At 63.0% G+C, this 24,602-nt stretch carries 18 protein-coding genes; 6 read left to right on the top strand and 12 right to left on the bottom strand.

Features of this window, described 5'->3' with window-relative positions; genetic code table 11:
• Nucleotides 1–42 precede the first annotated feature (42 nt).
• From FF124_RS00980 to FF124_RS00965, 4 genes are all read right to left on the bottom strand, one after another.
• Nucleotides 43–1,338, bottom strand: coding sequence for an HlyD family type I secretion periplasmic adaptor subunit (locus FF124_RS00980; RefSeq protein WP_138746608.1), 1,296 nt, complete (start codon nt 1,336–1,338; stop codon nt 43–45).
• A 1-nt stretch (nt 1,339) separates the two neighbouring features.
• Complete coding sequence (locus FF124_RS00975) at nt 1,340–3,064, bottom strand: type I secretion system permease/ATPase (RefSeq protein WP_138746607.1); 1,725 nt, start codon at nt 3,062–3,064, stop codon at nt 1,340–1,342.
• A 389-nt stretch (nt 3,065–3,453) separates the two neighbouring features.
• Nucleotides 3,454–5,568 carry a transglycosylase domain-containing protein gene (locus tag FF124_RS00970; protein WP_138746964.1) on the bottom strand — a complete coding sequence of 705 codons (2,115 nt, stop codon included), beginning with the start codon at nt 5,566–5,568 and terminating at the stop codon, nt 3,454–3,456.
• Nucleotides 5,569–5,711: 143 nt separating this feature from the next.
• Entirely contained in the window at nt 5,712–7,100 is a 1,389-nt protein-coding gene (locus tag FF124_RS00965; protein WP_138746606.1) for a dipeptidase, read from the bottom strand.
• Between the two features lie 446 nt (nt 7,101–7,546).
• Here FF124_RS00965 and polA point away from each other — a divergent pair, with 446 nt between their 5' ends.
• On the top strand, nt 7,547–10,498 hold the full coding sequence (gene polA, locus FF124_RS00960) for a DNA polymerase I (RefSeq protein WP_138746605.1): 2,952 nt from the start codon (nt 7,547–7,549) through the stop codon (nt 10,496–10,498).
• A 263-nt stretch (nt 10,499–10,761) separates the two neighbouring features.
• Nucleotides 10,762–11,106, top strand: a complete 345-nt coding sequence (locus FF124_RS00955) for a DMT family transporter (RefSeq protein WP_138746604.1) — start codon at nt 10,762–10,764, stop codon at nt 11,104–11,106.
• A 5-nt stretch (nt 11,107–11,111) separates the two neighbouring features.
• On the opposite strand, the gene phnN is transcribed toward FF124_RS00955, so the two are convergent.
• The 8 genes from phnN to mepA all read right to left on the bottom strand — a co-directional run bounded on the left by phnN (nt 11,112) and on the right by mepA (nt 18,538).
• The gene (gene phnN / locus FF124_RS00950; RefSeq protein WP_187326760.1) at nt 11,112–11,669 is read right to left on the bottom strand and encodes a phosphonate metabolism protein/1,5-bisphosphokinase (PRPP-forming) PhnN; all 558 of its coding nucleotides are present in this window, start codon (nt 11,667–11,669) and stop codon (nt 11,112–11,114) included.
• A gap of 3 nt (nt 11,670–11,672) precedes the next feature.
• On the bottom strand, nt 11,673–12,815 hold the full coding sequence (locus FF124_RS00945) for an alpha-D-ribose 1-methylphosphonate 5-triphosphate diphosphatase (protein ID WP_138746603.1): 1,143 nt from the start codon (nt 12,813–12,815) through the stop codon (nt 11,673–11,675).
• Nucleotides 12,812–13,516: a DUF1045 domain-containing protein gene (locus FF124_RS00940; RefSeq protein WP_138746602.1), complete on the bottom strand. Its 705-nt coding sequence runs from the start codon at nt 13,514–13,516 to the stop codon at nt 12,812–12,814. The genes FF124_RS00945 and FF124_RS00940 overlap by 4 nt, the downstream gene beginning before the upstream one ends.
• Nucleotides 13,517–13,689: 173 nt before the next feature.
• A complete protein-coding gene (locus tag FF124_RS00935) occupies nt 13,690–14,448 on the bottom strand; it encodes a hypothetical protein (protein ID WP_138746601.1) in 759 nt (252 codons plus the stop codon).
• Between the two features lie 198 nt (nt 14,449–14,646).
• Nucleotides 14,647–15,282, bottom strand: coding sequence for a 2,3-bisphosphoglycerate-dependent phosphoglycerate mutase (locus tag FF124_RS00930; protein WP_138746600.1), 636 nt, complete (start codon nt 15,280–15,282; stop codon nt 14,647–14,649).
• A 27-nt stretch (nt 15,283–15,309) separates the two neighbouring features.
• A complete protein-coding gene (gene dapB / locus FF124_RS00925) occupies nt 15,310–16,137 on the bottom strand; it encodes a 4-hydroxy-tetrahydrodipicolinate reductase (RefSeq protein ID WP_138746599.1) in 828 nt (275 codons plus the stop codon).
• Between the two features lie 118 nt (nt 16,138–16,255).
• A complete protein-coding gene (locus FF124_RS00920; protein WP_138746598.1) occupies nt 16,256–17,281 on the bottom strand; it encodes a glucokinase in 1,026 nt (341 codons plus the stop codon).
• A 240-nt stretch (nt 17,282–17,521) separates the two neighbouring features.
• Nucleotides 17,522–18,538: a penicillin-insensitive murein endopeptidase gene (gene mepA, locus FF124_RS00915; protein WP_138746597.1), complete on the bottom strand. Its 1,017-nt coding sequence runs from the start codon at nt 18,536–18,538 to the stop codon at nt 17,522–17,524.
• Between the two features lie 157 nt (nt 18,539–18,695).
• Between mepA and FF124_RS00910 the strand changes: the two genes are divergently transcribed.
• The 4 genes from FF124_RS00910 (at nt 18,696) to FF124_RS00895 (ending at nt 24,594) form a co-directional block, all read left to right on the top strand.
• Nucleotides 18,696–20,510 carry an extracellular solute-binding protein gene (locus FF124_RS00910; RefSeq protein ID WP_138746596.1) on the top strand — a complete coding sequence of 605 codons (1,815 nt, stop codon included), beginning with the start codon at nt 18,696–18,698 and terminating at the stop codon, nt 20,508–20,510.
• A 229-nt stretch (nt 20,511–20,739) separates the two neighbouring features.
• Nucleotides 20,740–21,837, top strand: a complete 1,098-nt coding sequence (locus FF124_RS00905; protein WP_138746595.1) for a microcin C ABC transporter permease YejB — start codon at nt 20,740–20,742, stop codon at nt 21,835–21,837.
• A 1-nt stretch (nt 21,838) separates the two neighbouring features.
• A complete protein-coding gene (locus FF124_RS00900; RefSeq protein ID WP_138746594.1) occupies nt 21,839–22,978 on the top strand; it encodes an ABC transporter permease in 1,140 nt (379 codons plus the stop codon).
• On the top strand, nt 22,975–24,594 hold the full coding sequence (locus FF124_RS00895; RefSeq protein ID WP_138746593.1) for an ABC transporter ATP-binding protein: 1,620 nt from the start codon (nt 22,975–22,977) through the stop codon (nt 24,592–24,594). Before FF124_RS00900 ends, FF124_RS00895 begins: the two co-directional genes overlap by 4 nt.
• Nucleotides 24,595–24,602 lie beyond the last annotated feature (8 nt).

The raw sequence follows: 24,602 nt of genomic DNA, 5'->3' as shown, positions 1-24,602 counted from the left end.
AATCCGAAGGGTGCGCGACCCCCGGTTTTCGAGGAGGCTTGGTCAGTCGTCGCGGAAGGCCATGTCAAAGTAATCGGTCATCGGCTTCAGCAGGTAGGAGACCGGGCTGCGCGCGCCGGTCTGGATAAAGGCGGTGACCGGCATTCCCGGCTTGATGCCAAGCTTTTCCGCCTCGTCTTCGGAGGCCGGGGCAAGCGTGGCCTCGACGCGGAAATAGGGCGCTCCGGTCCTCTCCTCCGTCAGCACGTCTGCGGAAACGGTCAGCACGGTCCCGAAGAGTTCGGGCGTCGAGCGGCTGTCAAAGTTCGGAAACTTGACGATCGCATCCTGTCCGACCGAAACCCGGTCGATCTCGGCGGGCGGGACCCGAAGCGCCAGCGTGAGCGGCTCGTCGTCGGCGGCGATCGCGGCTACCTCCGCGCCGGGCTGAATGACGCCGCCAATGGTGAAGACCTTCAGGTCATAGACCGTCCCGTCCATGGGCGCGCGCAGCGAAAGCCTGTCATATTCCTTTTCGATGACATTCAGTTTCTCTTCCATTTGCGCGAGCTGCGGCTGGGTTTCGGCATATTCCTGCTGCGCGGCAAGGCGCGCGTCGGCCTTCACTCTCAGCAATTGCACGGCATAGCCGGCGAGCTTGCCGTTGACGTCGGCGATCTCGGCCTTCAGGTCGGCGATCTCGGCCTCCACCATTGCCGCCTCGTGCTTCATGCTGGAAAGGCTGTTCGCCTGGGCCAGGCCGCGGTCGAGGAGCCCCTGATAGCGGTCGATCTCCTGATCATCGATGGCAAGCGCCTTCTCGAACGCGGCGATCTGCTCGCGGTTGGCTGCGATGACGGCATTGGCCTGCGCCTGCTGTTCGGCAAGCTGCTGCGCCATCAGGGCATTGGATTCCGCCTGGACGTCGAACACCTTGCGCTCATCCTCCAGAATCGATTGATAGTCGGGATTTGCCTGTGCCTCGGCGACAAGCCCGGGGGAAAAGGCGAGTTCGTCCGCGCCCTGCGCCTGCGCGCGCGCGCGCTCCAGCTTGGCCCTGGCCTCGAAGATCTGCCGGTTGAGGATCATCCGCTGACCGTTGAGCTCGCTGTCATCAAGCAGGACAAGCTGCTGGCCGGCCTTGACCTTCTCGCCGTCATGCACGTCGATCTTGGCGACAATGCCGCCATATTGATGCTGGATGACCTGGCGGCGCGCCTGCACCTCGACCTGACCGGCGGCGATGACCGCGCCGTTGATCCGCGTGGTGGCGCCCCAGGCGGCAATGCCGCCGAGACCGAGCCCCAGCGCAACGAAACCGGTGACGAGGAATTTCGTCGGTGACAATCTCTCGGACATCTTATTTTGCTCCTCCCGTGACCACGCTCGGCACCTGCGCGCCTGTGATGCGGCTCAACACCTCGTCGCGCGGGCCCCAGGCCCGCACCTGACCCTTCTCGAGGACCAGGACCTCGTCGCATTCGGCAAGCGCAGACGGGCGGTGGGACATGATGATGACGGCGCGGCCATCGGTTTTGGCTTCAGCGATGGCGCCGTTCAGCGCCCGCAACCCGTCATCGTCGAGGCTGGCATTCGGCTCGTCGAGCACGAGAACCAGCGGATCGCCATAGAGCGCGCGCGCCAGGCCAAGCCTCTGGCGCTGACCGCCGGAAAGAAGGCTTTCGCCTTCCGTCAGGACGGTGTCATAGCCCATGGGCAGGTTGAGGATCATCTGGTGCGCTTCCGCCTTCTGCGCTGCCCGCACGACCGCTTCGGGATCGGCGTTCTCGTCGAAACGGGCAATGTTCTGCGCCACGGTTCCCGGAAAAAGCGTCACGGTCTGCGGCAGATAGCCGAGATAGCGGCCGAGCGTGTCCGGCGGATATTCATTGATATCGGCGCCGCCCAGCCGGATGATGCCTGCCGCCGCCGGCCAGACGCCGGTAAGCGCCCGCGCCAGGGAGGATTTGCCCGCGGCGCAGGGCCCGATCACGGCCAGGGCCTTGCCGGGCGTGAGCGAGAAGGTGATCGCGTGCAGAACCGGTTTGCGCTCGCCGGGCGGCACGACGCTCGCCGCCTCGACGTCGATCCGCGCCTCGGGCCGCGGCAGCGGCATATGCTGGGCCTCGTCCTCGATGACGTCGAACAGGACCGACAGGTTTTTCCAGGCCTCCCATGCGCGCTGGATCAGGCCCCATTGGCCGATCACCTGTTCGATCGGCGCCAGCGCCCGGCCGAGAAGGATGGAACAGGCGATCATCGCACCGGCATGAAAATCGCCGGCAAGAACGAGGACGGCGCCGAGCCCCAGGGCTGCGGACTGCAGAAACTGGCGCGCCGCCTTGGATGCCGAGGTCAGCCGGCCGGAAATGTCCGAGGTCGCAAGATTGGCATCGAGCGACGCAGCCCGCAGGCCCTTCCAGCGCATGAGGAACGGGCCGACCATGCCGAGCCCGAGAACGGTCTCGATCTGCTTGCGCGTCCGCTCCGTTTCCGCATCCGCCTCGAGCCTGATCCTGTAGGCGTCTGCGTTTTTCCGCTTCGTCAGCCACTGGTTGGCGACGGCCAGCGCGGCGACGATGATTGCGCCGGCAATGCCTAGAAGCCCGAGCCAGAGGCTGAAGGCGAACATGATGGTCAAGAAGAACGGCACCCATGGCAGGTCGAAGATCGCGCCCGGCAGAGGCGAGGCGAGAAAACCCTGGATCGTGCCCAGGCTGTTGAGCGCCACGGCAGGTTTTTGCCGTTCGGAGGGCAGCCGCGACTGCTTCAGCACGATCCGGAACACCCGTTCGTCGAGCCGGTCCTGAAACCGGGCGCCAATGCGGGCGAGCACACGGCTGCGGGCATTGTCGAGAATGCCCATCAGCAGATAAAGCAGAATAACGAGCGCGAACAGCGCCAGAAGCGTCGCCCCGGAATGGCTGGGAATGACGCGGTCATAGACCTGCAGCATGAAAAGCGTGCCTGTCAGGGCAAGGATATTGACCACGGCACTGAAGGCGGCAACGCCGCCTAGGGCCCTGGCGGAAATACCGATTGCAGCGAGAAGCTCTCTGTTTTTGTTGTTTCTTTTTTTCGACATCGACACATCCTCTTGATCTTGGGAGAGGCGGCGGTCCATCGCTTCTGTCTTGCCAAACAGCCCAGCGTTCCGTCCGCCCGTCTTTGTTTCGCCGACGATAAGGAACACGTTTAGCAGTCGAGCGGGATTTTTACCATGACGATAGTTAAGCGCCGGAAGACAACTAAAGCGTGCCTCTTCTTGGCCGTGGAAGTGGCAATTCTGAGGCGGTCCTGGGGGGCTTGAAATGGCGGCTATGTCTGTCAGTCGCGCGGCCGGACAATACCCGAAGGCACGGCGCTCCAGCGCTTGCGAGCGTCGTCCGTCTCTCATAAAAATCGCCGAGCCCGGCACAGGTTCGCGTGCTCGGGGACCGAGCGGAATGCGGCCCGTCTGCAGGACCAGCCGCCTCAGCCTCCGCCGAGAATCTGCATGATGGTTCGGCGTTTGCGCTCTTGCGGTTGCGCCTGCGCCGCGCCGACATCGGCGGGCGGGGCGGCATCTGCGTCACCGAGGCGGCCGAGCAATTCGACGAGCGTTTTGGGATTGTCGGTGTCTCTCGCCGGCGCAGCGTTCGGCTTCGGCTCGATCAGCCTGCCGCCGCCGTAAAGCGGCTCGGGAGCAAGGCCCTTGTGGGCGCGCGCCATGAAATCGTGCCAGATCTTGGCCGGCAGCTTGCCGCCGGTGACGTTTCTCATCGGCGAATTGTCGTCATTGCCGACCCAGACGCCGGTGGTCAGATTGGCGGTGAAGCCGACGAAGAGTGCATCGCGGGAGGATTGCGTCGTCCCGGTCTTGCCGGCGACCTGCCAGCCCGGGATCTGCGCCGCGCTGCCCGTTCCCTCGGTCACTACGCGCATCAGCATGGCGTTCATATTGGCGGCAATCTGGGGCGAAAGCACGCGCGGCTGGCTGGCGTGGTCGGCCTGGTAGAGCGTGTTGCCGCCGGTCGTTTCCACCTTTTCGATCACATAGGGCGTCGCCTTGAACCCGCCATTCATGAAGGCGGTATAGGCCCCTGTAAGTTCGATCAGCGAAACTTCCGACGTGCCAAGCGCGATCGAGGCGTTGGCGGTGATATCCGAGGTGATGCCGAGCCTGCGCGCCATGTCGGCCACGCCGCCGGGGCTTGCCTCCATCACCAACTGCGCGGCAATGGTGTTGACCGAATGGGCAAGCGCGTTCGTCAGCGTCATCGGCCCGGAATAGGTCTTTTCATAGTTTTCCGGCGTCCAGTTGTCGATGGTGATCGGCGCGTCATTGCGGACCGAGCTCGGCCGGTCGCCGATTTCGAGCGCCGCGGCATAGACGAAGGGTTTGAAGGCGGAGCCGGGCTGGCGCTTCGCCGTCACGGCGCGATTGAACTGGCTCTTGGAATAGTCGCGCCCGCCGACCAGCGCCCGCACCGCGCCCGTAGCATCGACGGCCACCAGCGCGCCCTGCTCGACGCGGTCTTTCTTGCCTGCGGCATCGAGGGCCGACTTCAGGCTCTCCTCGGCGTCGCGTTCGAGGCCGGGATCGATCGTGGTATGAACGACCACATCGGTGGTGATCTCGCCGATCATCGGTTCAAGCCGGGCCATCACCATGTCGGCCACATAATGTTCCGCGCCCGACCAGTAGCTCGGCGCACGCGTCGGTTCGCGCGCCATGGCGGTTGCCATGTCGCTGTCGTCGATCATGTCCTGGTCGTGCATGGCGGCAAGAACCACCTGCGCGCGCGCTTCCGCAGCCTCCGGGTCGCGCGCCGGAGACAGCCGGGACGGCGCCTTCAGCAGGCCTGCGAGAAGCGCGGCCTCGCCGAGCGTCACGTCGCGCGCGGACTTGTTGAAATAGCGTTGCGAGGCGGCCTCCACGCCATAGGCGCCGGAGCCGAAATAGACGCGGTTCAGATACATCGCCAGGATCTGGTCCTTGGAGTACTTGTGCTCCAGCCACAGCGCCATCAGCGCTTCCTGCACCTTGCGCTCCAGAGTCTGGGCGTGGGAAAGCAGCACGTTCTTGGCCAGTTGCTGGGTCAGCGTCGAGCCGCCCTGCACGACATCGCCGTGCTGGATATTGGTCACCATGGCGCGCGCGAGCCCGATCGGGTCAACGCCGAAATGGGAATAATAACGCCGGTCCTCGATGGCGACGACCGCCATGGGGATGAAGGGCGACATCTCGTCGATCGATACCGCCTCGCCGCCGGTCGCGCCGCGATTGGCGATCAGCGAACCGTCATTGGCGACGATCTTGACGTTGGGCGCGCGGTCGGGGACCGCCCATTCGTCGACGGGCGGCAGCTTGGCGCCGTAATAGATGACGATGCCTATGATCACGACGCCGCCCCAGACGGCGGCGACCATGCCCCAGTAGAAGACAAAGCGCAGCGCGCGCGCCAGAAGGCCCCGCTCGGATGTCCGGGACCGGGCGTTCTTGCCCTTCGCGGCGGGTTTCCGTTTCGCAGGTGTCCTGCCCGCCCCGGCGGTCGAGCCGCCCAGGGTGGGGTCTTTCCTGCTGCGCTTTTTCTTGCTTCCGGCCATGGCGGTGGAGCTGCTCACCTTCCGTGTTCGCTTAAGAGGCTAGCCGAGTGCCGTTAAGGTCGCGTGAAAGACCGCTCCGGCGCAATGCCCCCGGGCCAACAGATCAAAAGCAACGTTAACGCAAGCTGAACGTCGCGTCGCTTCTACTTTGCCAGCGCGTCGAGAATGCGGATCCACGAGCGGATGCCCTTGTGGAAGGAGGTCAGCTCGTATTTCTCATTGGGCGAGTGGATGCGGTCGTCATTGAGCCCGAAGCCGACGAGGAGCGAATCCATGCCGAGCTTCTTCTGGAAATCGCCGACGATCGGGATCGACCCGCCCATGCCGATGACGACGGCGGGGTTCGGCCATTCGTCGGACAGGGCTTTCTGCGCCTTCTTCAGGAAGGGGGCGTTGTAGTCAAGATGAATGGCCGGCGAACCGCCATGGGGGTGAAACTCGACCTTGCAGTCTTCCGGAATTTTGGAGCGGACATAGCTGCGGAAACTGTCGCGGATCTTCGCCGGGTCCTGCGTGCCGACGAGGCGGAAGGAGACCTTCGCCGAGGCCCTGGCCGCGATCACCGTCTTGAAGCCCTCGCCGGTATAGCCGCCGGTAATGCCGTTGACCTCTGCCGTCGGCCGCGTCCAGGTCAGTTCCAGCACGGAGCGGCCCTTTTCGCCGGAAGGGACCGAAAGGCCGATCTCGCCGAGGAAACGCTGGTCGGTCTCGCCAAGCTGTTCCCAGCCCTTCTTCACCTCCTCGGGCGTCTCTTCCACGCCGTCGTAAAAGCCCGGCAACGTCACGCGGCCGGTCTCGTCGTGAAGGCCCGCAAGGATATCGGCGAGAATGTGGATCGGATTGGCCGCCGCGCCGCCGAAAAAGCCGGAGTGAAGATCGCGGTCGGCCGCGGTGATCACCACCTCGTCGCCGACAAGGCCGCGCAGCGTCGCGGCAATCGCCGGCGTGTCGCGGTCCCACATGCCGGTATCGCAGACAAGCGCGAAATCGGCCTTGATAAGGTCGCCATGCTCCTCGATGAAGGCCGGCAGGGAAGGTGAGCCGGACTCTTCCTCGCCCTCGAACATCACGGTGATCTTCACCGGAAGCTCGGCATTTTCCTCGCGATAGGCGCGGCAGGCCTGGAGGAAGGTCATCAGCTGGCCCTTGTCATCGCTGGTGCCGCGCCCGGTAATGATCTTGCGGCCATTGCCGCCGTCCTTGATTTCCGGCGCGAAGGGATCGCTTTCCCAAAGGTCCAGCGGATCGACCGGCTGCACGTCGTAATGGCCGTAAAACAGCACATGCGGCGCGCCTTCCGGCGCATTCTCCGACGTACCGACCACCATGGGGTGGCCCTTGGTGGTGTAGGCGGTGGCCGCAAAGCCGAGCGTCTTCAGCTCGCCGACCAGCCAGTCGGCGGCTTCGGCGCAGTTCTTCCGGTAGGCCGGATCGGTGGAAATCGAGGGGATACGCAGGAGCGCGAACAGCTTGTCGAGGCTGGAGGGCAGGTTGTCGTCAGCGCGCTTCAGGAGCGTTTCAAGTTCGGTCATGGGAGATCCTCGGTCTTTCACGAATGATGTGGGCGGACCATAGGCCAAGCCGGGGCCTTTTGGAAATACACGATTGCAGGAATGCGGGGCGGGGTTGGAAACGGGGTAAAAAATAAGCCGCCATGGCCTGGAGGGGGGCTGGCCATGGCGGCTGCTTTTTGGGACAAAGGCCGGAGAGGGGGGATGGAGCCTTTGTCCTGTTGTCTGACGAGGCGGGGGACGAGCCTCCATCAGGCATCGGCGCTATCGTGCGCCGCTGAAATGTATTTGTACCTCGAAATGTGTCGATTCAAGGGAAAGAGCGGCGCATTTCGTTACAATTCGGTAATCTGATTAAATTACCGGCCTTTTTTCGAGGATTCCCTGGTGCGGCAAGGGTCGAGCGGCCGGCCTGAAATCCGGCTTTGCGATGGACCTTTTTTGCCGACCGGGCTATGCATTCGAGCATGAAAAAAGACGATCACCTATTCCTTATCGACGGTTCCGGCTTCATCTTCCGGGCCTTCCACGCTTTGCCGCCGCTGACGCGCAAGTCCGACGGCCTGCCGGTCGGCGCCGTGTCCGGTTTCTGCAACATGCTGTGGAAGCTGCTCACATCCGCGCGCGACACCTCGGTTGGCGTCACGCCGACCCATCTTGCGGTGATCTTCGACTTTTCCTCGCAGACCTTCCGCAAGAAGATCTATCCCGACTACAAGGCCCACCGGCCGCCGCCGCCGGAGGATCTGGTGCCGCAGTTCTCGCTCATCCGCGAGGCGACGCGGGCCTTCAACCTGCCCTGTATCGAGATCGAGGGCTATGAGGCCGACGACATCATCGCCACCTATGCGCAGATGGCGGTGGAGGCCGGCGGCGACGCCACCATCATCTCCTCGGACAAGGACCTGATGCAGCTCGTCGGTTCCAATGTGCATATGTATGACGGGATGAAGGACCGGCAGATCGGCGTGCCGGAAGTGATCGAGAAATGGGGCGTGCCGCCGGAAAAGATGATCGACCTGCAGGCGCTCACCGGCGATTCGGTCGATAATGTGCCGGGCGTTCCCGGCATTGGCCCAAAGACGGCGGCGACCCTGCTGGAGGAATTCGGCGATCTCGACAATCTTCTCGAAAATGCCGAGACGATCAAGCAGAAGAAGCGCCGCGAAAACATCATCGCCAACAGGGAGCTCGTGCTGGTCTCGCGCAAGCTGGTGACGCTGAAGCGCGATTGCCCTGTCGAGCTGCCGCTCGACGCGCTGGTGCTGGAAGAACAGGACGGGCCGAAGCTCGTCTCCTTCCTCAAGGCCATGGAGTTCAACTCGCTGACGCGGCGCGTGGCCGAGGCGACGGGCGCAGAGGCTGCCGAGATCGAACCGGCGAGCGTCAATGCTGAATGGGGCGAGAAGGCCCACGGCCCCGATCTCGATCCGGGCGAGGCCGTTTCCAGTGAAGGCGAGAAGCCCGCGCCGGACAGCGAAGCCTCCGGGCCGGCCGCACTTGCCGCTGCCCGTGCCGCACGCTTTGCCGCGGTCCCGATCGATCGCTCGTCCTATGAGACGATCCGCGATCTCGAAACGCTTGAAGACTGGATCTCTGCGGCGCGCGATAAAGGGCTCTGCGCCTTCGATACCGAAACCACCTCGCTTGACGCCATGCAGGCCGAACTCGTCGGCTTCTCGCTGGCGCTTTATGACGAAGACCAGTCCGATGCCGCAAAGGCGATCCGCGCGGCCTATGTGCCGCTCGCCCACAAGGCCGGTCAGGACGATCTCCTGGGCGGCGGGCTTGCAGACGGGCAGGTCGATTTCGACAAGGCGCTTGCCGCGCTCAAGGGCCTGCTCGAGGACGAGGGCGTGCTGAAGATCGCCCAGAACCTCAAATATGATTATCTGGTGATGCTGCGCCACGGCGTTACGGTGAAGAATTTCGACGACACCATGCTGATCTCCTATGCACTCGATTCCGGCATGGGCAATCACGGCATGGATGCTCTGTCGGAACGCTGGCTCGGCCATCAGCCGATCCCCTACAAGGAGGTTGCCGGCTCCGGGCGCAATATGGTGACCTTCGATTACGTCGATATCGACAAGGCGACGGCCTATGCGGCGGAAGATGCCGATGTGACGCTGAGACTGTGGCTGGTGCTCAAACCCCGCCTCGCCGCCGAACACGTCGCCACCGTCTATGAGCGGCTGGAGCGTCCGCTTTTGCCGGTGCTCTCGCGCATGGAAGAGCGCGGTATCTCCGTCGACAGGCAGATTCTGTCCAGGCTTTCCGGCGAACTGGCGCAGAAGGCGGCCCGCCTTGAGGACGAGATCTACGAACTGGCCGGCGAAAAATTCAATATCGGCTCGCCCAAGCAGCTTGGCGATATCCTGTTCGGCAAGATGGGCCTTCCCGGCGGCAAGAAGACCAAGTCCGGCCAATGGTCGACAGCCGTTCAGGTGCTTGACGATCTGGCTGCCCAGGACATTCCGCTGCCCTCGAAAATCGTCGAATGGCGGCAGACGACCAAGCTGAAATCGACCTATACCGATGCGCTGCCGGGCTATATCCACCCTCAGACCAAGCGCGTCCACACCTCCTATTCGCTGGCCGCGACCACGACCGGTCGGCTCGCCTCGTCGGAACCGAACCTGCAGAACATTCCGGTGCGAACGGCGGAAGGGCGCAAGATCCGCACCGCCTTCATCGCCAATCCGGGCCACAAGCTGCTGTCTGCCGACTACAGCCAGATCGAATTGCGCGTGCTCGCCCATGTGGCCGACATCGCGCAGTTGAAACAGGCCTTCGCCGATGGCATCGACATTCACGCGATGACGGCGTCGGAAATGTTCGGCGTGCCGGTGGAAGGCATGCCCGGCGAGGTGCGACGGCGCGCCAAGGCGATCAATTTCGGCATCATCTACGGCATCTCCGCCTTTGGCCTTGCCAACCAGCTCGGCATCGAACGCTCCGAGGCCAGCGACTATATCAAGCGCTATTTCGAGCGCTTCCCCGGCATCAACGACTATATGGAAGACACCAAGGCGCAGGCCCGTGACAAGGGCTATGTCGAGACGATCTTCGGCCGGCGCATTCACTACCCGGAGATCAAGTCGTCGAACCACCAGGTCCGAAGCTTCAACGAGCGCGCCGCCATCAACGCGCCGATCCAGGGCTCCGCCGCTGACGTGATCCGCCGCGCGATGATCCGCATAGAGCCGGAGCTGGCCGCCGCCGGGCTTGGCGAAAAGGCGCAGATGCTGCTTCAGGTGCATGACGAGCTGATCTTCGAGGTCGAGGATGAGGCGGTGGACGAGGCGACGAAGCTGATCGTCGATGTCATGGAAAACGCAGCGATGCCGGCCGTCTCCATGGCCGTGCCGCTTCAGGTCGATGCCCGCGCCGCGCATAACTGGGACGAGGCGCACTGAGCGGGCGGGAGCAGGCTGAAAACTCATGTTGCAGGCCCCTTGAGATTGCTCAGTCCTCTGTCCGTCACCCCGGACTTGATCCGGGGTCCATGGCCGTGGACCGACTTTCGCGCAAAAGGTCTACTCCAGATGGTCCTCGCTCCTTGGCCCTGGATGCCGGCTCAGGGCCGGCATGACGGAAGTGCCTTCGGGAGACCCTGGTCAACAAACCCTGGCGCACCGAGTGCGCTGTCCCGGCTCCGCATTTTTGAAAAGGATATCAGATGAACCCCGCGCTCGCCGCTTATGGCGCTCTTGGAATTGCGATCGTCTGCGAGGTGGTCGGTTCGACGCTTCTGCAGAAATCCTACGGCTTCACCCGTCTTCTGCCGACGATCGGCGTGGCGGTGTTCTACCTCATCGCCTTCTTCTGCCTGTCGCAGGCGCTGAAGACGATCCCGCTCGGCGTGGCCTATGCCATCTGGGCGGGTCTCGGCATCGTGCTCACGGCCGCCGTCAGCGTGCTTGTCCTGCGCCAGAGCCTCGATATCGCCGCCTGGGTCGGGATCGCGATGATTGTCGGCGGCGTGGTTGTGATGAACCTGTTCTCAAACGCCGCCGGGCACTGAAGGCTTCAGGCGAGGCTGTCCCGGATCACCCGCACCAGCGCCTCTCCGGCATCTTCCAGCGCGCCCGAATTGTCGATGTTGACGACATCGAAATTGCCGTGGATCGCCGTGGTCGAGCGGGCGAGGCGTTCGAGGATGTCTTCCCGGCTTTCGCGCCCGCGCGCCTGAAGGCGTTCGGCCCTTATCTCCGGTCGCGCCGTGACATTGACCACGGTCATCGCGGCAAAGGCTTTGTCAAACAGCGGCAGCGCCGGGCGCGAACCATTGGCAATGGTGACGCCGCCTGACGCCACGAAGGCGCGATGTTCTTCGGGAATGCCGTATTCCAGTCCGTGGGCGGCCCAGGTCACGGCGAACCCGCCCGCCGCTTTGGCGGCGGCAAAGGCTTCCGGCGTCATCGAGGCATGGTCTTCCGTCGTGCCATCGCAGGGACGGGTGATGACCCGGCGGACGAAGCGGACATTCGGATGGCCGGAGAATGCGGCTTTCGCGTAGCCGATCAGGCTGTCCTTTCCTGCCCCGCTCGGGCCGACGACAACGATGATCCTGCCGGCTTTGCCCATGCTTTACGCCACACGCTTTCCGAGAGAGAAGACGGCGCGCACCACCGGCACGTCCTCGGTGCGTTTGACGCGGACGAGATCGGCGCGCAGTCCCAGCGCGATGCGGCCGCGATCATCAAGGCCGGCGGCTTTCGCCGGCGTTGCCGTCACCATGGCGATGGCCCAGGGCAACGAGACCCCGGCGTCCTCGTCGCCGGCAAGGATGAACGGGGCGTGCAGCAGGCTGAAGGGCACATAGTCCGAGGACAGTACATCGAGTACGCCGGCCGCCGCCAGGTCGCGCGCGGCGATGTTGCCGGAATGGGACTTGCCGCGCACCACGTTCGGCGCGCCCATCAGCACCGAAAGCCCGGCCGCATGCGAGGCCCTTGCCGCGTCGAAGCTCGTCGGAAACTCGGCGATGCGCACGCCGAGCGCGATCGCCTCGTCCACATGGGCTGTCGTTGCGTCGTCATGGCTGGCGATCGAAATGCCGTTCTTCGAACAGTGATCGGCAATCATCCGGCGATGCTTGTCCGCATAGGCCTCGGAGGCGGCCTGACGGCGGGCGACGAAGCGTTCGAAGGCGTCGTCATCGAGACCGCGCTTTGGCTTGTAATAGCGCCGGTACTGCTGGATGTCGGCAAATTGTCGCTGGCCCGGCGCGTGGTCCATCATCGAGGCAAGGCGCACATGCGGCTCTTCCTCGAAGGCGGCGAAATGCTCCATGACATTGGCGGCGGAGACCTCGCAGCGCAGGTGCAGGAAGTGCTGGGCCTTGAGCCGGTCTTCCCGCTCCGCCTGAATGATCGCGTCCGCCATGGCGCGCATCTCGCCGACCTCGAAGCCGTCGGTGTCGTCGGAGCCCAGGCGCAGGCAGTCGAAAACGGTGGTGATGCCGGAGGCCGCGACCTGCGCGTCATGGGCCTGGATCGCGGCAATCTTGTTCCAGCGCACGCCGGGGCGCGGCGCGTAATGGCCCTCAAGATGGTCGGTGTGAAGCTCGACAAGGCCGGGGATCAGCAGGTCGCCGTCGAGATCCTCAGCCTTGCCGACATTGCCTTCGGCGATGTCGGCGATCTCTCCGTCGCGGATCACAAGCGTGCCGTCGACGATCCGGTCCTCGGTGACGATCCGGGCATTGGTGAAAACGGTCTCGACGCTCATGTTTCTTGTTCTTCCGCGCCGGAAAGCGGCTGCCAGCGCTTGATGGTAAAGGGCGCGCCGCGCCGCGCCTCGACAAAAAGACCGAGGCCGCCGATCTCGAGCGGCCTGCCGGTATAGGGACCGAAATAATCCTGGACCGCCGTCTCGATCACATGCGCATCCGTGCCGGTCACCGGGCCGGTCAGCGTCATGTGAAAGCGGAATTCGTCGAAGACGTATGGATAGCCCCAGCGGACCATATAATCACGCTGGATTTCGGTCAGCGTCTCGGGCTTGCGCCGCGCGATCTCGTCATTCAGCAGCGGCGCGCGCATCGGCTCGAAATGTTCCACCACATCGGCTGCGAAGGTCTGCAGCGTCTCATCTTCCGTCGCCGGAATGAGCGCGTAGAACTTGCCGAGTTGCCCCAGCGTGATCTCGGGGATGCTGAAAGGCTTGCGGTTGCGGCAGAACACATCGAAGGTCGCCTCCAGCGCCGAGGGCGAGATGTTCTCCGCCAAACGGAACGGCGCCTTGATGGTGGCGTGAAATCCGTAGCGGGCCGCCGCCGCCGTCACCGCGCTCATCCGTCCGGCAGGAAGCGCGATATTGTCGGGGTAGGGCCGTTCCTCGCCCGTAAAGGCGTCATAGCCCAGCCAGCGGCTGGCGGCGACGGTCAGCGGATCGTCTGCAGGCGGCGTGAAATAAATGGCGTATCGCAAACCGGTTTCCTTGCACAAAACCTTGTATGTGAATTCGAACGTGACGGGATTCGCCAGCCTTTGCAAGCGGATCGGTCCCTCAAATCAATCAATGCCAAGGCCGGGCCCCAGGTTCCCCGTGAACGTCCGATAGACGCTTTCATCACGGAACGGGCTGGTTTGATCAGCGGTTGTCAGAGTTCTGCCCAGAACGCGGAAGATGGTGTGCACAAGTTTTTCAAAGGCGCAATAAACCGTTCCGGATGATCAATGCGGTCAAATCGGAAATGGCGAGGCGACCAGTTGAAATATCTCGGCCCGTCATCGCCATCCACGACAAGAATACCGTGAAAGTACCAATCAGATGTCGACTTGTAACCCGAAGCGGTCGTGTAGAAGGCAAAACCGCGCAAGTTCCATAGCGAACCAATGGCCGAAGATGAATGGTGATGCGCTATGCAGAAGGGGGCGCCCGCAGCAGTCTGGTTGGCCTGAAACACGACAGCCGGAACGGACAGCAAAGACCAGATGGCAGCGGCAGCCGACACGGCCATCCCGGAAATGGCCAATCGTGCGATTCTTGAACGCTCCTCCCTGATAGCCAGACATAATACGCCCGATGCGACCGCGACGGACAGAAGGCTTCCCTGCGTCAGCAATAGCGGCCTGGAGAGAGTAGACGCAAACGCGAGGCACAGAAGCGTAAGAAAAAGGCCGGCCAGAAAAACAATGATTGCGATTGGCCATATCTGTGCCGGCGAGGCGGGGCGGTGCATCAAAGACCTCGTCAGTATCGCTGCGGCCGGCAGAAGGGGCGCAGACCAGACAAGGAAATATGCTGCCCCGACAAGACCATCCGCACGATGTTCCGGAGGGCCGAGGGCAAAGGGCTGGATGAAGCCTGTGACAATCAGCGCCGCACAGACTGAAAGAACGATGAAGCTCTTTTTCAAAGTGTGTAATTTCTTGCCTTTGATGTGGTTTGGCCCTCGGAATTCGGGAATCAGCGCATCGTCATTCCAATCGGCTGATAGTGCAATCCATGATCGTTTTTTCCTTGGCGCGCAATCTTGTTTCCCGCGCCGTGAAACTGAAAAACAAAAAAGGGCGATCCGAAGACCGCCCTCAAATTCTGCATAAACAATCGCGGCTCAGTGCGCGCCGGACATGTCGCCGAGGACTTTCTTGTCCGCGACGGTGGAATCGGCGTTCAGCGTGTAGACCATCGGCACGCCGGTGGCGAGGTTGAGCTTCAGGATCTCCTCCTGGCTCAGCCGGTCGAGCACCATGACGAGCGCGCGCAGCGAGTTGCCGTGTGCGGCGACCAGAACCTTCTCGCCCCTGAGGACGCGCGGCAGGATTTCCTGCATGTAATAGGGCCAGACGCGTGCGCCGGTATCCTTCAGGCTTTCGCCGCCGGGCGGGGGCACGTCGTAGGAGCGGCGCCAGATATGAACCTGCTCCTCGCCCCATTTCTCGCGGGCGTCATCCTTGTTGAGACCGGCGAGATCGCCATAGTCGCGCTCATTCAGCGCCTGATCCCTGATGGTTTCGAGGTCGGCCTGGCCGACCTCGTCGAGGACCAGTTTGCAGGTGTGCTGGGCGCGCGTCAAAGCCGAGGTGAAGGCGATATCGAACTTCATCCCGGCCTCTGCCAGCGCCTTGCCGCCGGCGGTGGCTTCCTTGACGCCGAGTTCGGTCAGGTCAGGATCCTTCCAGCCGGTGAAAAGGTTCTTCAGGTTCCATTCGCTTTGGCCGTGACGCACGAGAACCAGTGTTCCGCTCATGACAGTCTTCCTTCGTCAGATCTTGGGTTAATGTGTTTTCGAAAGCCCGAGCACGTCGAGCATGGAATAAAGCCCTGGTTTTTCGGCCTTGCCCCAAAGGGCCGCCTGAACCGCGCCGCGGGCGAAGATCGAACGGTCGGTCGCCTTGTGGGAGAGGCTCACCGTCTCGCCTTCGCCGGCGAGGAGTACGGAGTGCTCGCCAACCACGGAGCCGCCGCGCAGAGTGGCAAAGCCGATCGTGCCTTCCGCGCGCGGGCCGGTATGCCCGTCGCGTACCTTCACGGCATTCTCCTTCAGCGAAATGCCGCGGCCTTCCGCCGCCGCCTCGCCCAGAAGAAGGGCCGTGCCGGACGGCGCGTCGACCTTGTGGCGGTGATGCATTTCGAGAACCTCGATATCCCAGCCCTTTGCCGAAAGCGCTGCGGCTGCCTGCTTGACCAGTTCGCCAAGCAGGTTGACGCCCAGTGACATGTTTCCAGACTTGATGATACGGGCATGGCGGGCGGCCGCCTTGATCTGGGTCTCGTCATCCTCCGAAAAGCCGGTCGTGCCGATCACATGGACGATGCGCGCCTGTGCGGCGAGCCCGGCATATTCGACCGATGCCGCGGGAACGGTGAAATCGAGCACGCCGTCTGCATCAACAAAGGCCTTCAGCGGATCGTCGGTGACGGCAACGCCGAGCGCACCAACGCCCGCAAGCTCGCCGGCGTCCTTGCCAAGCGCCGGGCTCTCCGGGCGGTCGATGGCGGCATGCAGCACCGCGCCCTCGGTTTCGCTGATCACGCGGATGAGGGTCTGTCCCATGCGTCCGCTGGCGCCCACGACGACGAGTTTCATTGCCGGACTGGTCATGCTTCTTCCTGGTATTGCTTCAGATATGTTTTCCGCCGCGCTGAACGCGCGGCGAAGGCAGTGAGACTTTATTGGAAGCGCAGGAGGAAGAAAAGGTTGATCTTGGTCTGCGCTCCGCTCAGTCTCGCCAGCGGCGGCCGTCAAGCGCGAGGCCGAAGCGCAGCGGCGTGCGGGCATAGGTGGCAAGGCCTGCAAGGGCCGCGAGCGGGTGGGTGACGACATAGGTCGGGATCGACTGCATCAGCGCGTTGTGCGGGGCCTTGTCCTCGAAGGCGGCGCGGAACTCCGGCTTCTTCAGCGCCGGCAGGATTTTCTGCGAGATGCCGCCGGCAAGGTAAACGCCGCCGCGCGCCATGAACACCATCGCCATGTCACCGGCAATGCGGCCGAGATAGGTTGAAAACAGCGACAGCGTTTCAACGGCCTGCGGGTCGGAACCGTCAAGGCCCGCATGGCTGACATCCTTCGGCTCAAAGGGCCTGGCCTCGATCCCGTCTGCCGCGCAGATGGCGTTGTAGAGGTTCACCATGCCGCGACCGCAGAGGATCTGCTCGGCCGCGACCCGGCCCTCAATGGTCTTGATATGCGGGAAAATCTGATAGTCGCGATCCGTGCGCGGGCCGACATCGATATGGCCGCCCTCGCCGGGCACGGGGATCCAGCGTTCCTCCGCATGGACGAGACCGGCAACGCCAAGCCCGGTGCCGGGGCCGAGCACGACGCGCGAGGCGACCATGGTGTCCGGACGCGGCGCGATCGGTTCGCGGAACTCGTCGGGCATGTTCGCGATCGCCAGCGCCTGGGCCTCGAAATCGTTGATGATCACCACATCCTCGAGCCCGAGCGCGCTGATCATGTCCTTCGGCTTGATCACCCAGTCGCAATTGGTCAGCGGAATTTCATCGCCGCGAATGGGGCCGGCGACGGCGAGGATGGCGCTGCGCGGCTGCAGCGAGGTCTTGTCCATGACGCCCGCCTGGATGGCGGCATCGACGGTCGGGAAGTCTGCGGTGTGGACGATCGGAAATTCGCGCGGCTCGGCATAGGCGTCGACCAGCAGCGAGAACCGCGCATTGGTGCCGCCGATATCGCCGATCAGGATGGGAAAGGAGAGAGGGTCCGAGGTGTTGAAGGTTTTGGCCATGGTGTTTCCGCGTTCCGCCCTGTCCCGGGCTTTCTTGAAGGTCTGGCGCAGTCTGTGCATTCAGTTTGGCTATTTTGCAACCGCATCCGTCAAATCGGAAGGGCAATCGCAAGATGCCGGCGCGCTGTCCGCAACCTGAGTAGCGGGCGCGGCCTGCCTGCCGTTCATACAATAACTCAAAGCGCTTTGAAAGGCGCTGCCGATGGACAGACGCAACGCACTTTGTCGCCGCAGCCGCCGTCATTCCGCCGGGCGCGGTTGCGGAACCGGCCCGATCTCCGGCCAGGGGGCCAGGGGCGGCAAGGGAATTTTCGGCGTGACGGCGGCCGCCGGCAGGGGCGAGGGAGCAGGCGCTTCCAGCACGCCGGTGCACGCCGCCGGCAGATCGGACAGGATCGTATAGGCCGGCCGCGTCGGCTTGGGCGCCGGTTTTTCCGGCTTCTTCGGAGGCGTCACCGGTTTTGCCGGGGCCCACGGTTCGTCGGACAGCCACCAGGCGAGGTGTTCGCCGCAGCCATCATCCTTCATGTCGACGGCGTTCTGCGCCTTGCAGCCGGGCGAGCCGTCGCGGCAGAACAGGCGAATGTGGAAGTGGTAGTGATGACCGTAATAGGGCCGGACCTTGGCGAGGTTCGAGCGGTCGCCGGTCCAGTCTTCGCAAATCGCCTTCTTGATGCCCGGATGGACGAAGATGCGCTGGACTTCCGGATAGCTTGCCGCCCGCATGATCAGTCGTTGATGGGCGGGCGTGAATTTTTCGGGATCGACGAACAGCGTGCCGTCATTCTTCAGCACCGAAACGGCGGAAATATCCTCGCGTTCGCGCAATGTCAGCCGCCGGTCCGGCATCGGGTTCAGCCAGATATCGGCATCGAGCCCGACCTGGTGTGAGGCATGACCGGAAAGCATCGGTCCCCCGCGCGGCTGCGAGATGTCGCCCACCAGAAGTCCGGGCCAGCCGTCATATTGAGCGGCATCGCCTGCCAGCCTCTCAATCAGGGCGATTGTATCGGGGTGACCGAATCGGCGATTGCGCGAAAGCCGCATCGCCTGCCAGTTCGGCCCGTCGATCGGCAGAGCCTCGGCCCCGGCGATGCAGCCTTTCGTGTAAAAACCGAAGGATTGCGGCGGACCGGCGCTCGGCGCGGCCTCGGAGGCGAACAGGATTTTCGCAGGCGGCGGAAAATCCTGGGCCGCGGCCGAAGGGGCCAAAGCCGCAAGCGCCAGGGCGGCCGCAAATGCCTTCATCCAATGCATCATGAACTCCCTCAAGCCGGCGTGTTGGCGCTTTCCCGGCGTGCCCTGCGACCTGCCCCGTTGCCGCCTTACGAAAACGACACTTGTGCACCCGGGTCGATATTTGCTTATTCTTGTCGCGATAACGAGAAAAGCAAGAACGGAAAAGGCTGAAACCATGTGGAAAACGATCTCGGTTGCTGCCTGGGTTATCGCAGGCGCGTTCGGCCTCGCGCCGGCGGCATTCGCGCAGGACGGCGAGGGCGGCTGGCAACATGCATCCGCTCTGACCGGAACGCCGCGATACCCCTCCGATTTTTCCCATTTCGACTACGTCAATCCGGATGCGCCGAAGGGCGGCGAACTCAAATACTACGCTACAGGCACCTTCGATTCGCTCAATCCCATACCCTATGGCGGCTCGAAAGCCGCTGGCCTCGGCCTTGTCTTCGAGACCCTGATGACGCCGGCTGAAGATGAGATCGATGCCCAATACGGCCTGCTCGCAGAGGGTTTCCGCGTTCCGGAGGATATTTCCTTCGTCACCTACCGCCTCCATCCAGAGGCCCGTTTTTCCGATGGGGCCCCGGTGACAGCCGAGGACGTGGTGTTTTCCTTCGAGCGGCTGAAAGAACTCAATGCGATGTATGCCAATTACTATCGCCACGTGGTCAGCGCGGAAGTGACGGGCGAGCGCGAGGTGACCTTCAGCTTTGATGAAACCGGAAACCGCGAACTGCCGCAGATCGTCGGCCAACTCTTGGTTCTGCCGAAGCACTGGTTCGCGGATGGCCGTGAGGTGTCCGCGAGCACGCTTGAGAAAATCGTCGGTTCGGGACCTTACGAGATTGCCGAGGTCAATCCCGGCTCGTCGATCACCTACAGGCTGCGAGACGACTATTGGGGCAAGGACCTGCCGGTCAATGTCGGCCGCAACAATTTCGGCGCGGTGAAGTATCTCTATTTCGCCGATCTTGACGTCGCCTTCGAGGCGTTTCGCGCCGGAACCTTCGACTTCTGGGTTGAGACGCGGGCCAAGCGCTGGGCGACCGGCTATAATTTCCCGGCGGTGAAGGATGGTGAGGTCAAGCGCGAGGCGGTGCCCAATCCCTTGCGCAAGACCGGCATCATGCAGGCGCTGGTGCCCAACAACCGCCGCGCGCCCTTTGACGACAAGCGCGTGCGCGAGGCGCTGATCTATGCCTTCGATTTCGAGACCATCAACAAGAACCAGTTGAGCGACGCCTATTCGCGCGACAACAGTTTCTGGTTCGGTACGGATCTCGCATCCTCCGGCCTGCCGAAGGGCGAGGAACTGCAGATCCTCGAGAGCGTGCGCGATCTGGTGCCGCCGGAAGTGTTCAACACCGCCAACAAACTGCCCGTCGGCGGCACCGAGGATCAGTCCCGTGCCAATCTGCAAAAAGCCTTTCAGTTGCTGAAGGAGGCTGGCTTCGAGCGGCGCGGCAGCCAGATGGTCAACGCCCAGACCGGCGAGCCCTTTTCCTTCGAGATCCTGCTCGACAACCCTTCCCTTCAGGTCGTCGTCCTGCCCTATGTCGAAAACCTGCGCAAGCTCGGCATCGATGCCGCGATCCGCGTGGTCGACACGTCTCAGTACCAGAACCGGGTCAATGATTTCGATTATGACATGATCTGGGAGTTGTGGGCCCAGACCCTGAGCCCGGGCAATGAGCAGTTCAACTACTGGGGCTCGCTGTCGGCCGATCAGCCGGGCTCGGAAAATTACGCCGGTATTTCAGATCCGGGCATTGACGCGCTGATCGAGAAGGTCGTGTTCGCCGACGACCGGGACACGCTGGTGGCCGCCACCAAGGCGCTGGACCGCGTGCTTCTGGCCCACGACTTCATCGTTCCGCTCTACTATTCCATGGACTACCGCATCGCTTATTGGGACACGATCACGCATCCCGGTTTCCCCGAATACGGCCTCGATTTCCCCGCCGCCTGGTGGTCGACGGAGGCTGAATGAGAGTGCATATGGGCCGTAAGGTCGTGGCTGGCGGGATGGTCTCATTTTCGCAACGTCGCGCTTCACTCTCCCGTCATGCCGGCCTTGAGCCGGCATCCAGGGCCACGAGAACGAAGCCGAAATGGGGTTACGGGCAGTTTCGGAAACGCTTTTCGGGTTGCCCTGGACCCCGGCTCAAGGCCGGGGTGACGGCGCATGCAGACATCATTCCCGACAGGAGCGTTGCGTAATGGGTTCCTATATCCTCCGCCGCCTGCTGCTGATGATCCCGACGCTTGTCGGCATCATGACGATTTCCTTCGTCATCGTGCAGTTCGCGCCCGGTGGGCCGGTGGAACAGGTGATCGCCGAGTTGAACGGCCAGGGCGGCGGCGCGGAAAGCCGCATCTCCGGCGGTTCGGACGCCGGCATGGCGATGGACAGTTTCGACAGCGCCTCGTCGTCGAACTATCGCGGCGCCCAGGGCCTCGACCCGCAACTGATCGCGGATCTCGAAGCCCAGTTCGGCTTCGACAAGCCGCCTCTGACGCGTTTCCTGCTGATGATGCGCGATTATCTCACCTTCGATTTCGGCGAGAGCTTCTTCCGCAATTCCTCCGTCATCGACCTGATCATCGACAAGTTGCCGGTGTCGATCTCGCTCGGCATCTGGGTGTTGTTGTTGTCCTACGGCGTTTCCATTCCGCTCGGCATCCGCAAGGCCGTGAAGGACGGTTCGCGCTTTGATGTCTGGACCTCCGGCGTCATCGTTATCGGCTTCGCCATTCCGGGTTTCCTGCTCGGCATCCTGATGATCATCCTCTTTGCCGGCGGTTCCTTCTTTGACTGGTTTCCGCTGCGCGGCCTCGTCTCGGATAATTTCTCCGAACTGCCCTGGTGGCAGAAGCCGATCGACTATTTCTGGCACCTGACCCTGCCGCTGATCGCGCTTTCGGTCTCTTCTTTCGCCACGACGACGCTATTGACCAAGAATTCCTTCATCGACGAGATCGGCAAGCAATATGTGATCACCGCCCGCGCCAAAGGGCTTTCGGAGCGCAAGGTGCTCTACGGCCACGTGTTCCGCAATGCCATGCTGATCGTGATCGCCGGCTTTCCCGGCTCCTTCATCCTCGCCTTCTTTACAGGGTCGCTTCTGATCGAGAACGTGTTCTCGCTCGACGGACTCGGTCGGCTCGGCTATCTGTCGCTGGTCAACCGGGACTATCCGGTGGTCTTCGCCACGCTCTACATCTTCTCGCTTCTGGGGCTGTTCATCGGCCTTGTCTCCGACCTGATCTACACCTGGATCGATCCGCGCATCGACTTCGAAAAGAGGGATGTGTGACATGAGCGATCTCGCATCCGAGGACATGGTCAAGCGCCCGAAGACCGGCTGGCTTTCGCCGATGAACGCGCGGCGGTGGAAGAATTTCAAGGCCAACCGTCGCGGCTACTGGTCGCTGTGGATCTTCCTTTTCCTGTTCATCCTCAGCCTGTTCGCCGAATTTGTCGCCAACGACAAGCCGATCATCGCCTCCTACAAGGGCGAGATCCTGTTTCCCGTGGTGGTCGATTACCCTGAGGAGAAGTTTGGCGGCTTTCTCGCGGTCACCGATTATCGCTCCGACTTCATCCAGGAGGAGATCGAGGCCAATGGCTGGATGATCTGGCCGCCGATCCGCTATTCCTACCGCACCATCAATTCCAACGTGCCCTATTCGGCGCCGACCCCGCCCTTCTGGCTGATGACCAAGGAGGAGCGCTGTGCCGGTTATCCTGACGGCGTTGATGATCCGGGCTGCAATCTCGGCAACATGGACTGGCTCGGGACCGACGACCTTGCCCGCGACGTGCTCGCCCGGGTGATCTACGGCTTCCGCATCTCGGTGCTGTTCGGCCTGCTGCTCACCGGGTTTTCCGCCGTCATCGGCGTCACCGCCGGCGCCGTGCAAGGCTATTTTGGCGGCTGGGTCGACCTCTTGATGCAGCGCTTCATCGAGATATGGTCATCGCTGCCGACGCTTTACATATTGCTGATCATCGCCGCCATCCTGCCGCCCGGCTTCTTCGTGCTGCTCGGCGTCATGCTGGTGTTTTCCTGGGTCAGTTTCGTTGCCGTTGTCCGGGCCGAGTTCCTGCGCGCGCGCAATTTCGAATATGTGCGGGCGGCGCGCGCGCTTGGCGTGGGCAATGGCACAATCATGTTCCGGCATCTTCTGCCCAATGCCATGGTCGCCACGCTCACCTTCGTGCCCTTCATCCTGTCGGGCGCGATCGTGACGCTGACCTCGCTTGATTTTCTGGGCTTCGGCATGCCGCCCGGCTCGCCCTCGCTCGGCGAACTGGTCAATCAGGGCAAGAGTAATCTGCAGGCGCCCTGGCTCGGCATCACCGCCTTCTTCACGCTGTCCATCATGCTGTCGCTTCTGGTCTTCGTTGGCGAGGCGGTGCGCGATGCGTTCGACCCGAGGAAGACCTTCCAATGAGTGACACGCCGCTTCTATCCGTCCGCGATCTGTCCGTCGCCTTCCGCCAGGGCGAGGCCGACAATCTGGCCGTCGACCGGATTTCCTTCGATATTATGCCGGGCGAGGTGGTGGCGCTGGTGGGCGAATCGGGCTCCGGCAAATCCGCGACGGCGGCGTCCGTTCTCCGGCTTCTGCCCTATCCCGCTGCAAGTCATCCGAGCGGCGAGATCCTGTTTGCCGGCCGCGATCTGCTGAAGGCCGATGACCGCACGCTCAGGCAGGTGCGTGGCGGCGATATCACCCAGATCTTCCAGGAGCCGATGACCTCGCTGAACCCGCTGCATTCGGTGGAAAAACAGGTGGGCGAGACGCTGGCGCTGCATGCCGGCATGACCGGGGCGGAGGCCCGCAAGCGCGTGCTGGAACTGCTGCACGAGGTCGGCATCCGCGAGGCGGAGAGACGGCTCGGCGCCTTCCCGCACGAGCTTTCCGGCGGCCAGCGCCAGCGCGTGATGATCGCCATGGCGCTTGCCAACCGACCGAAACTGCTGATCGCCGACGAGCCGACCACGGCGCTCGACGTCACGGTGCAGGCGCAGATCCTCAAGCTCCTGAAAAGCCTGCAGCGCGATCACGGCATGTCGATGTTGTTCATCACCCACGACCTCGGCATCGTCCGCAAGTTCGCCGACCGCGTCTGCGTGATGACCGACGGCAAGATCGTCGAGCACGGCCCGGTCGCCGAAATCTTCGATAATCCGCAGCATGCCTATACGAAACACCTTCTGGCCGCCGAGCCGAAGGGCGAGCCCCCGGCGCATGATCCTTCCCGCCAGGTCGTTGTCGAGGCCGACAATGTGAAGGTCTGGTTTCCGGTCAAGACCGGACTTTTGCGCAAGACGGTCGACCACGTGAAGGCGGTCAACGGCATTTCGCTGAAGCTCAGGGCCGGCGAGACACTCGGCGTCGTCGGCGAGTCCGGTTCGGGCAAGACCACGCTCGGTCTGGCGCTGACGCGGATGATTGGCTCCGAAGGCCGGATCGCCTTCATCGGCAAGGATATCGACGCCTATTCCTTCAAGGCGATGAAGCCGCTCCGTGAGGCGATGCAGATCGTTTTTCAGGACCCGTACGGTTCGCTGTCGCCGCGCATGTCCGTCGGCGAGATCGTGGCCGAAGGTCTGAAAATCCACGAGCGCTCGCTTACCGCAGCCGAGCGCGAGGCGCGGGTCGGCGCGGCGCTGGAGGAGGTCGGGCTCGATGCGGCCACCCGCTGGCGCTACCCGCACGAGTTTTCCGGTGGCCAGCGCCAGAGGATCGCGATTGCCCGCGCCATGGTGCTGAAGCCCCGTTTCGTCATGCTGGACGAACCGACCTCGGCGCTGGACATGAGCGTACAGGCGCAGGTGGTGGATCTGCTCTCCGACCTGCAGAAAAAGCATAATCTCGCCTATCTGTTCATTTCCCACGATCTGAAGGTTGTCCGCGCGCTCGCCAACGAGATCATCGTCATGCGCTTCGGCGAGGTGGTCGAGCGCGGTCCGGCGGCGGAGGTTTTCGAGAACCCGAAGGCCGATTACACCAGGGCGCTGCTTGCCGCCGCCTTCGATATCGAGCCGGTGGAGGCGGATTGAGCGTTTTG

The organism is Martelella lutilitoris (assembly GCF_005924265.1).
GTDB lineage: Bacteria > Pseudomonadota > Alphaproteobacteria > Rhizobiales > Rhizobiaceae > Martelella > Martelella lutilitoris.
Note: the sequence above shows the minus strand (reverse complement) of the source record. Positions and strands in the feature narration are given on the sequence as shown.

Excerpts from the sequence above, each read along its gene's own strand:
- FF124_RS00980 (WP_138746608.1), bottom strand. The coding sequence starts at position 1,338 with ATGTCCGAGAGATTGTCACCGACGAAATTCCTCGTCACCGGTTTCGTT.
- FF124_RS00975 (WP_138746607.1), bottom strand. The coding sequence starts at position 3,064 with ATGTCGAAAAAAAGAAACAACAAAAACAGAGAGCTTCTCGCTGCAATC.
- FF124_RS00970 (WP_138746964.1), bottom strand. The coding sequence starts at position 5,568 with ATGGCCGGAAGCAAGAAAAAGCGCAGCAGGAAAGACCCCACCCTGGGC.
- FF124_RS00965 (WP_138746606.1), bottom strand. The coding sequence starts at position 7,100 with ATGACCGAACTTGAAACGCTCCTGAAGCGCGCTGACGACAACCTGCCC.
- polA (WP_138746605.1), top strand. The coding sequence starts at position 7,547 with ATGAAAAAAGACGATCACCTATTCCTTATCGACGGTTCCGGCTTCATC.
- FF124_RS00955 (WP_138746604.1), top strand. The coding sequence starts at position 10,762 with ATGAACCCCGCGCTCGCCGCTTATGGCGCTCTTGGAATTGCGATCGTC.
- phnN (WP_187326760.1), bottom strand. The coding sequence starts at position 11,669 with ATGGGCAAAGCCGGCAGGATCATCGTTGTCGTCGGCCCGAGCGGGGCA.
- FF124_RS00945 (WP_138746603.1), bottom strand. The coding sequence starts at position 12,815 with ATGAGCGTCGAGACCGTTTTCACCAATGCCCGGATCGTCACCGAGGAC.
- FF124_RS00930 (WP_138746600.1), bottom strand. The coding sequence starts at position 15,282 with ATGAGCGGAACACTGGTTCTCGTGCGTCACGGCCAAAGCGAATGGAAC.
- dapB (WP_138746599.1), bottom strand. The coding sequence starts at position 16,137 with ATGACCAGTCCGGCAATGAAACTCGTCGTCGTGGGCGCCAGCGGACGC.
- FF124_RS00920 (WP_138746598.1), bottom strand. The coding sequence starts at position 17,281 with ATGGCCAAAACCTTCAACACCTCGGACCCTCTCTCCTTTCCCATCCTG.
- mepA (WP_138746597.1), bottom strand. The coding sequence starts at position 18,538 with ATGCATTGGATGAAGGCATTTGCGGCCGCCCTGGCGCTTGCGGCTTTG.
- FF124_RS00910 (WP_138746596.1), top strand. The coding sequence starts at position 18,696 with ATGTGGAAAACGATCTCGGTTGCTGCCTGGGTTATCGCAGGCGCGTTC.
- FF124_RS00905 (WP_138746595.1), top strand. The coding sequence starts at position 20,740 with ATGGGTTCCTATATCCTCCGCCGCCTGCTGCTGATGATCCCGACGCTT.
- FF124_RS00900 (WP_138746594.1), top strand. The coding sequence starts at position 21,839 with ATGAGCGATCTCGCATCCGAGGACATGGTCAAGCGCCCGAAGACCGGC.
- FF124_RS00895 (WP_138746593.1), top strand. The coding sequence starts at position 22,975 with ATGAGTGACACGCCGCTTCTATCCGTCCGCGATCTGTCCGTCGCCTTC.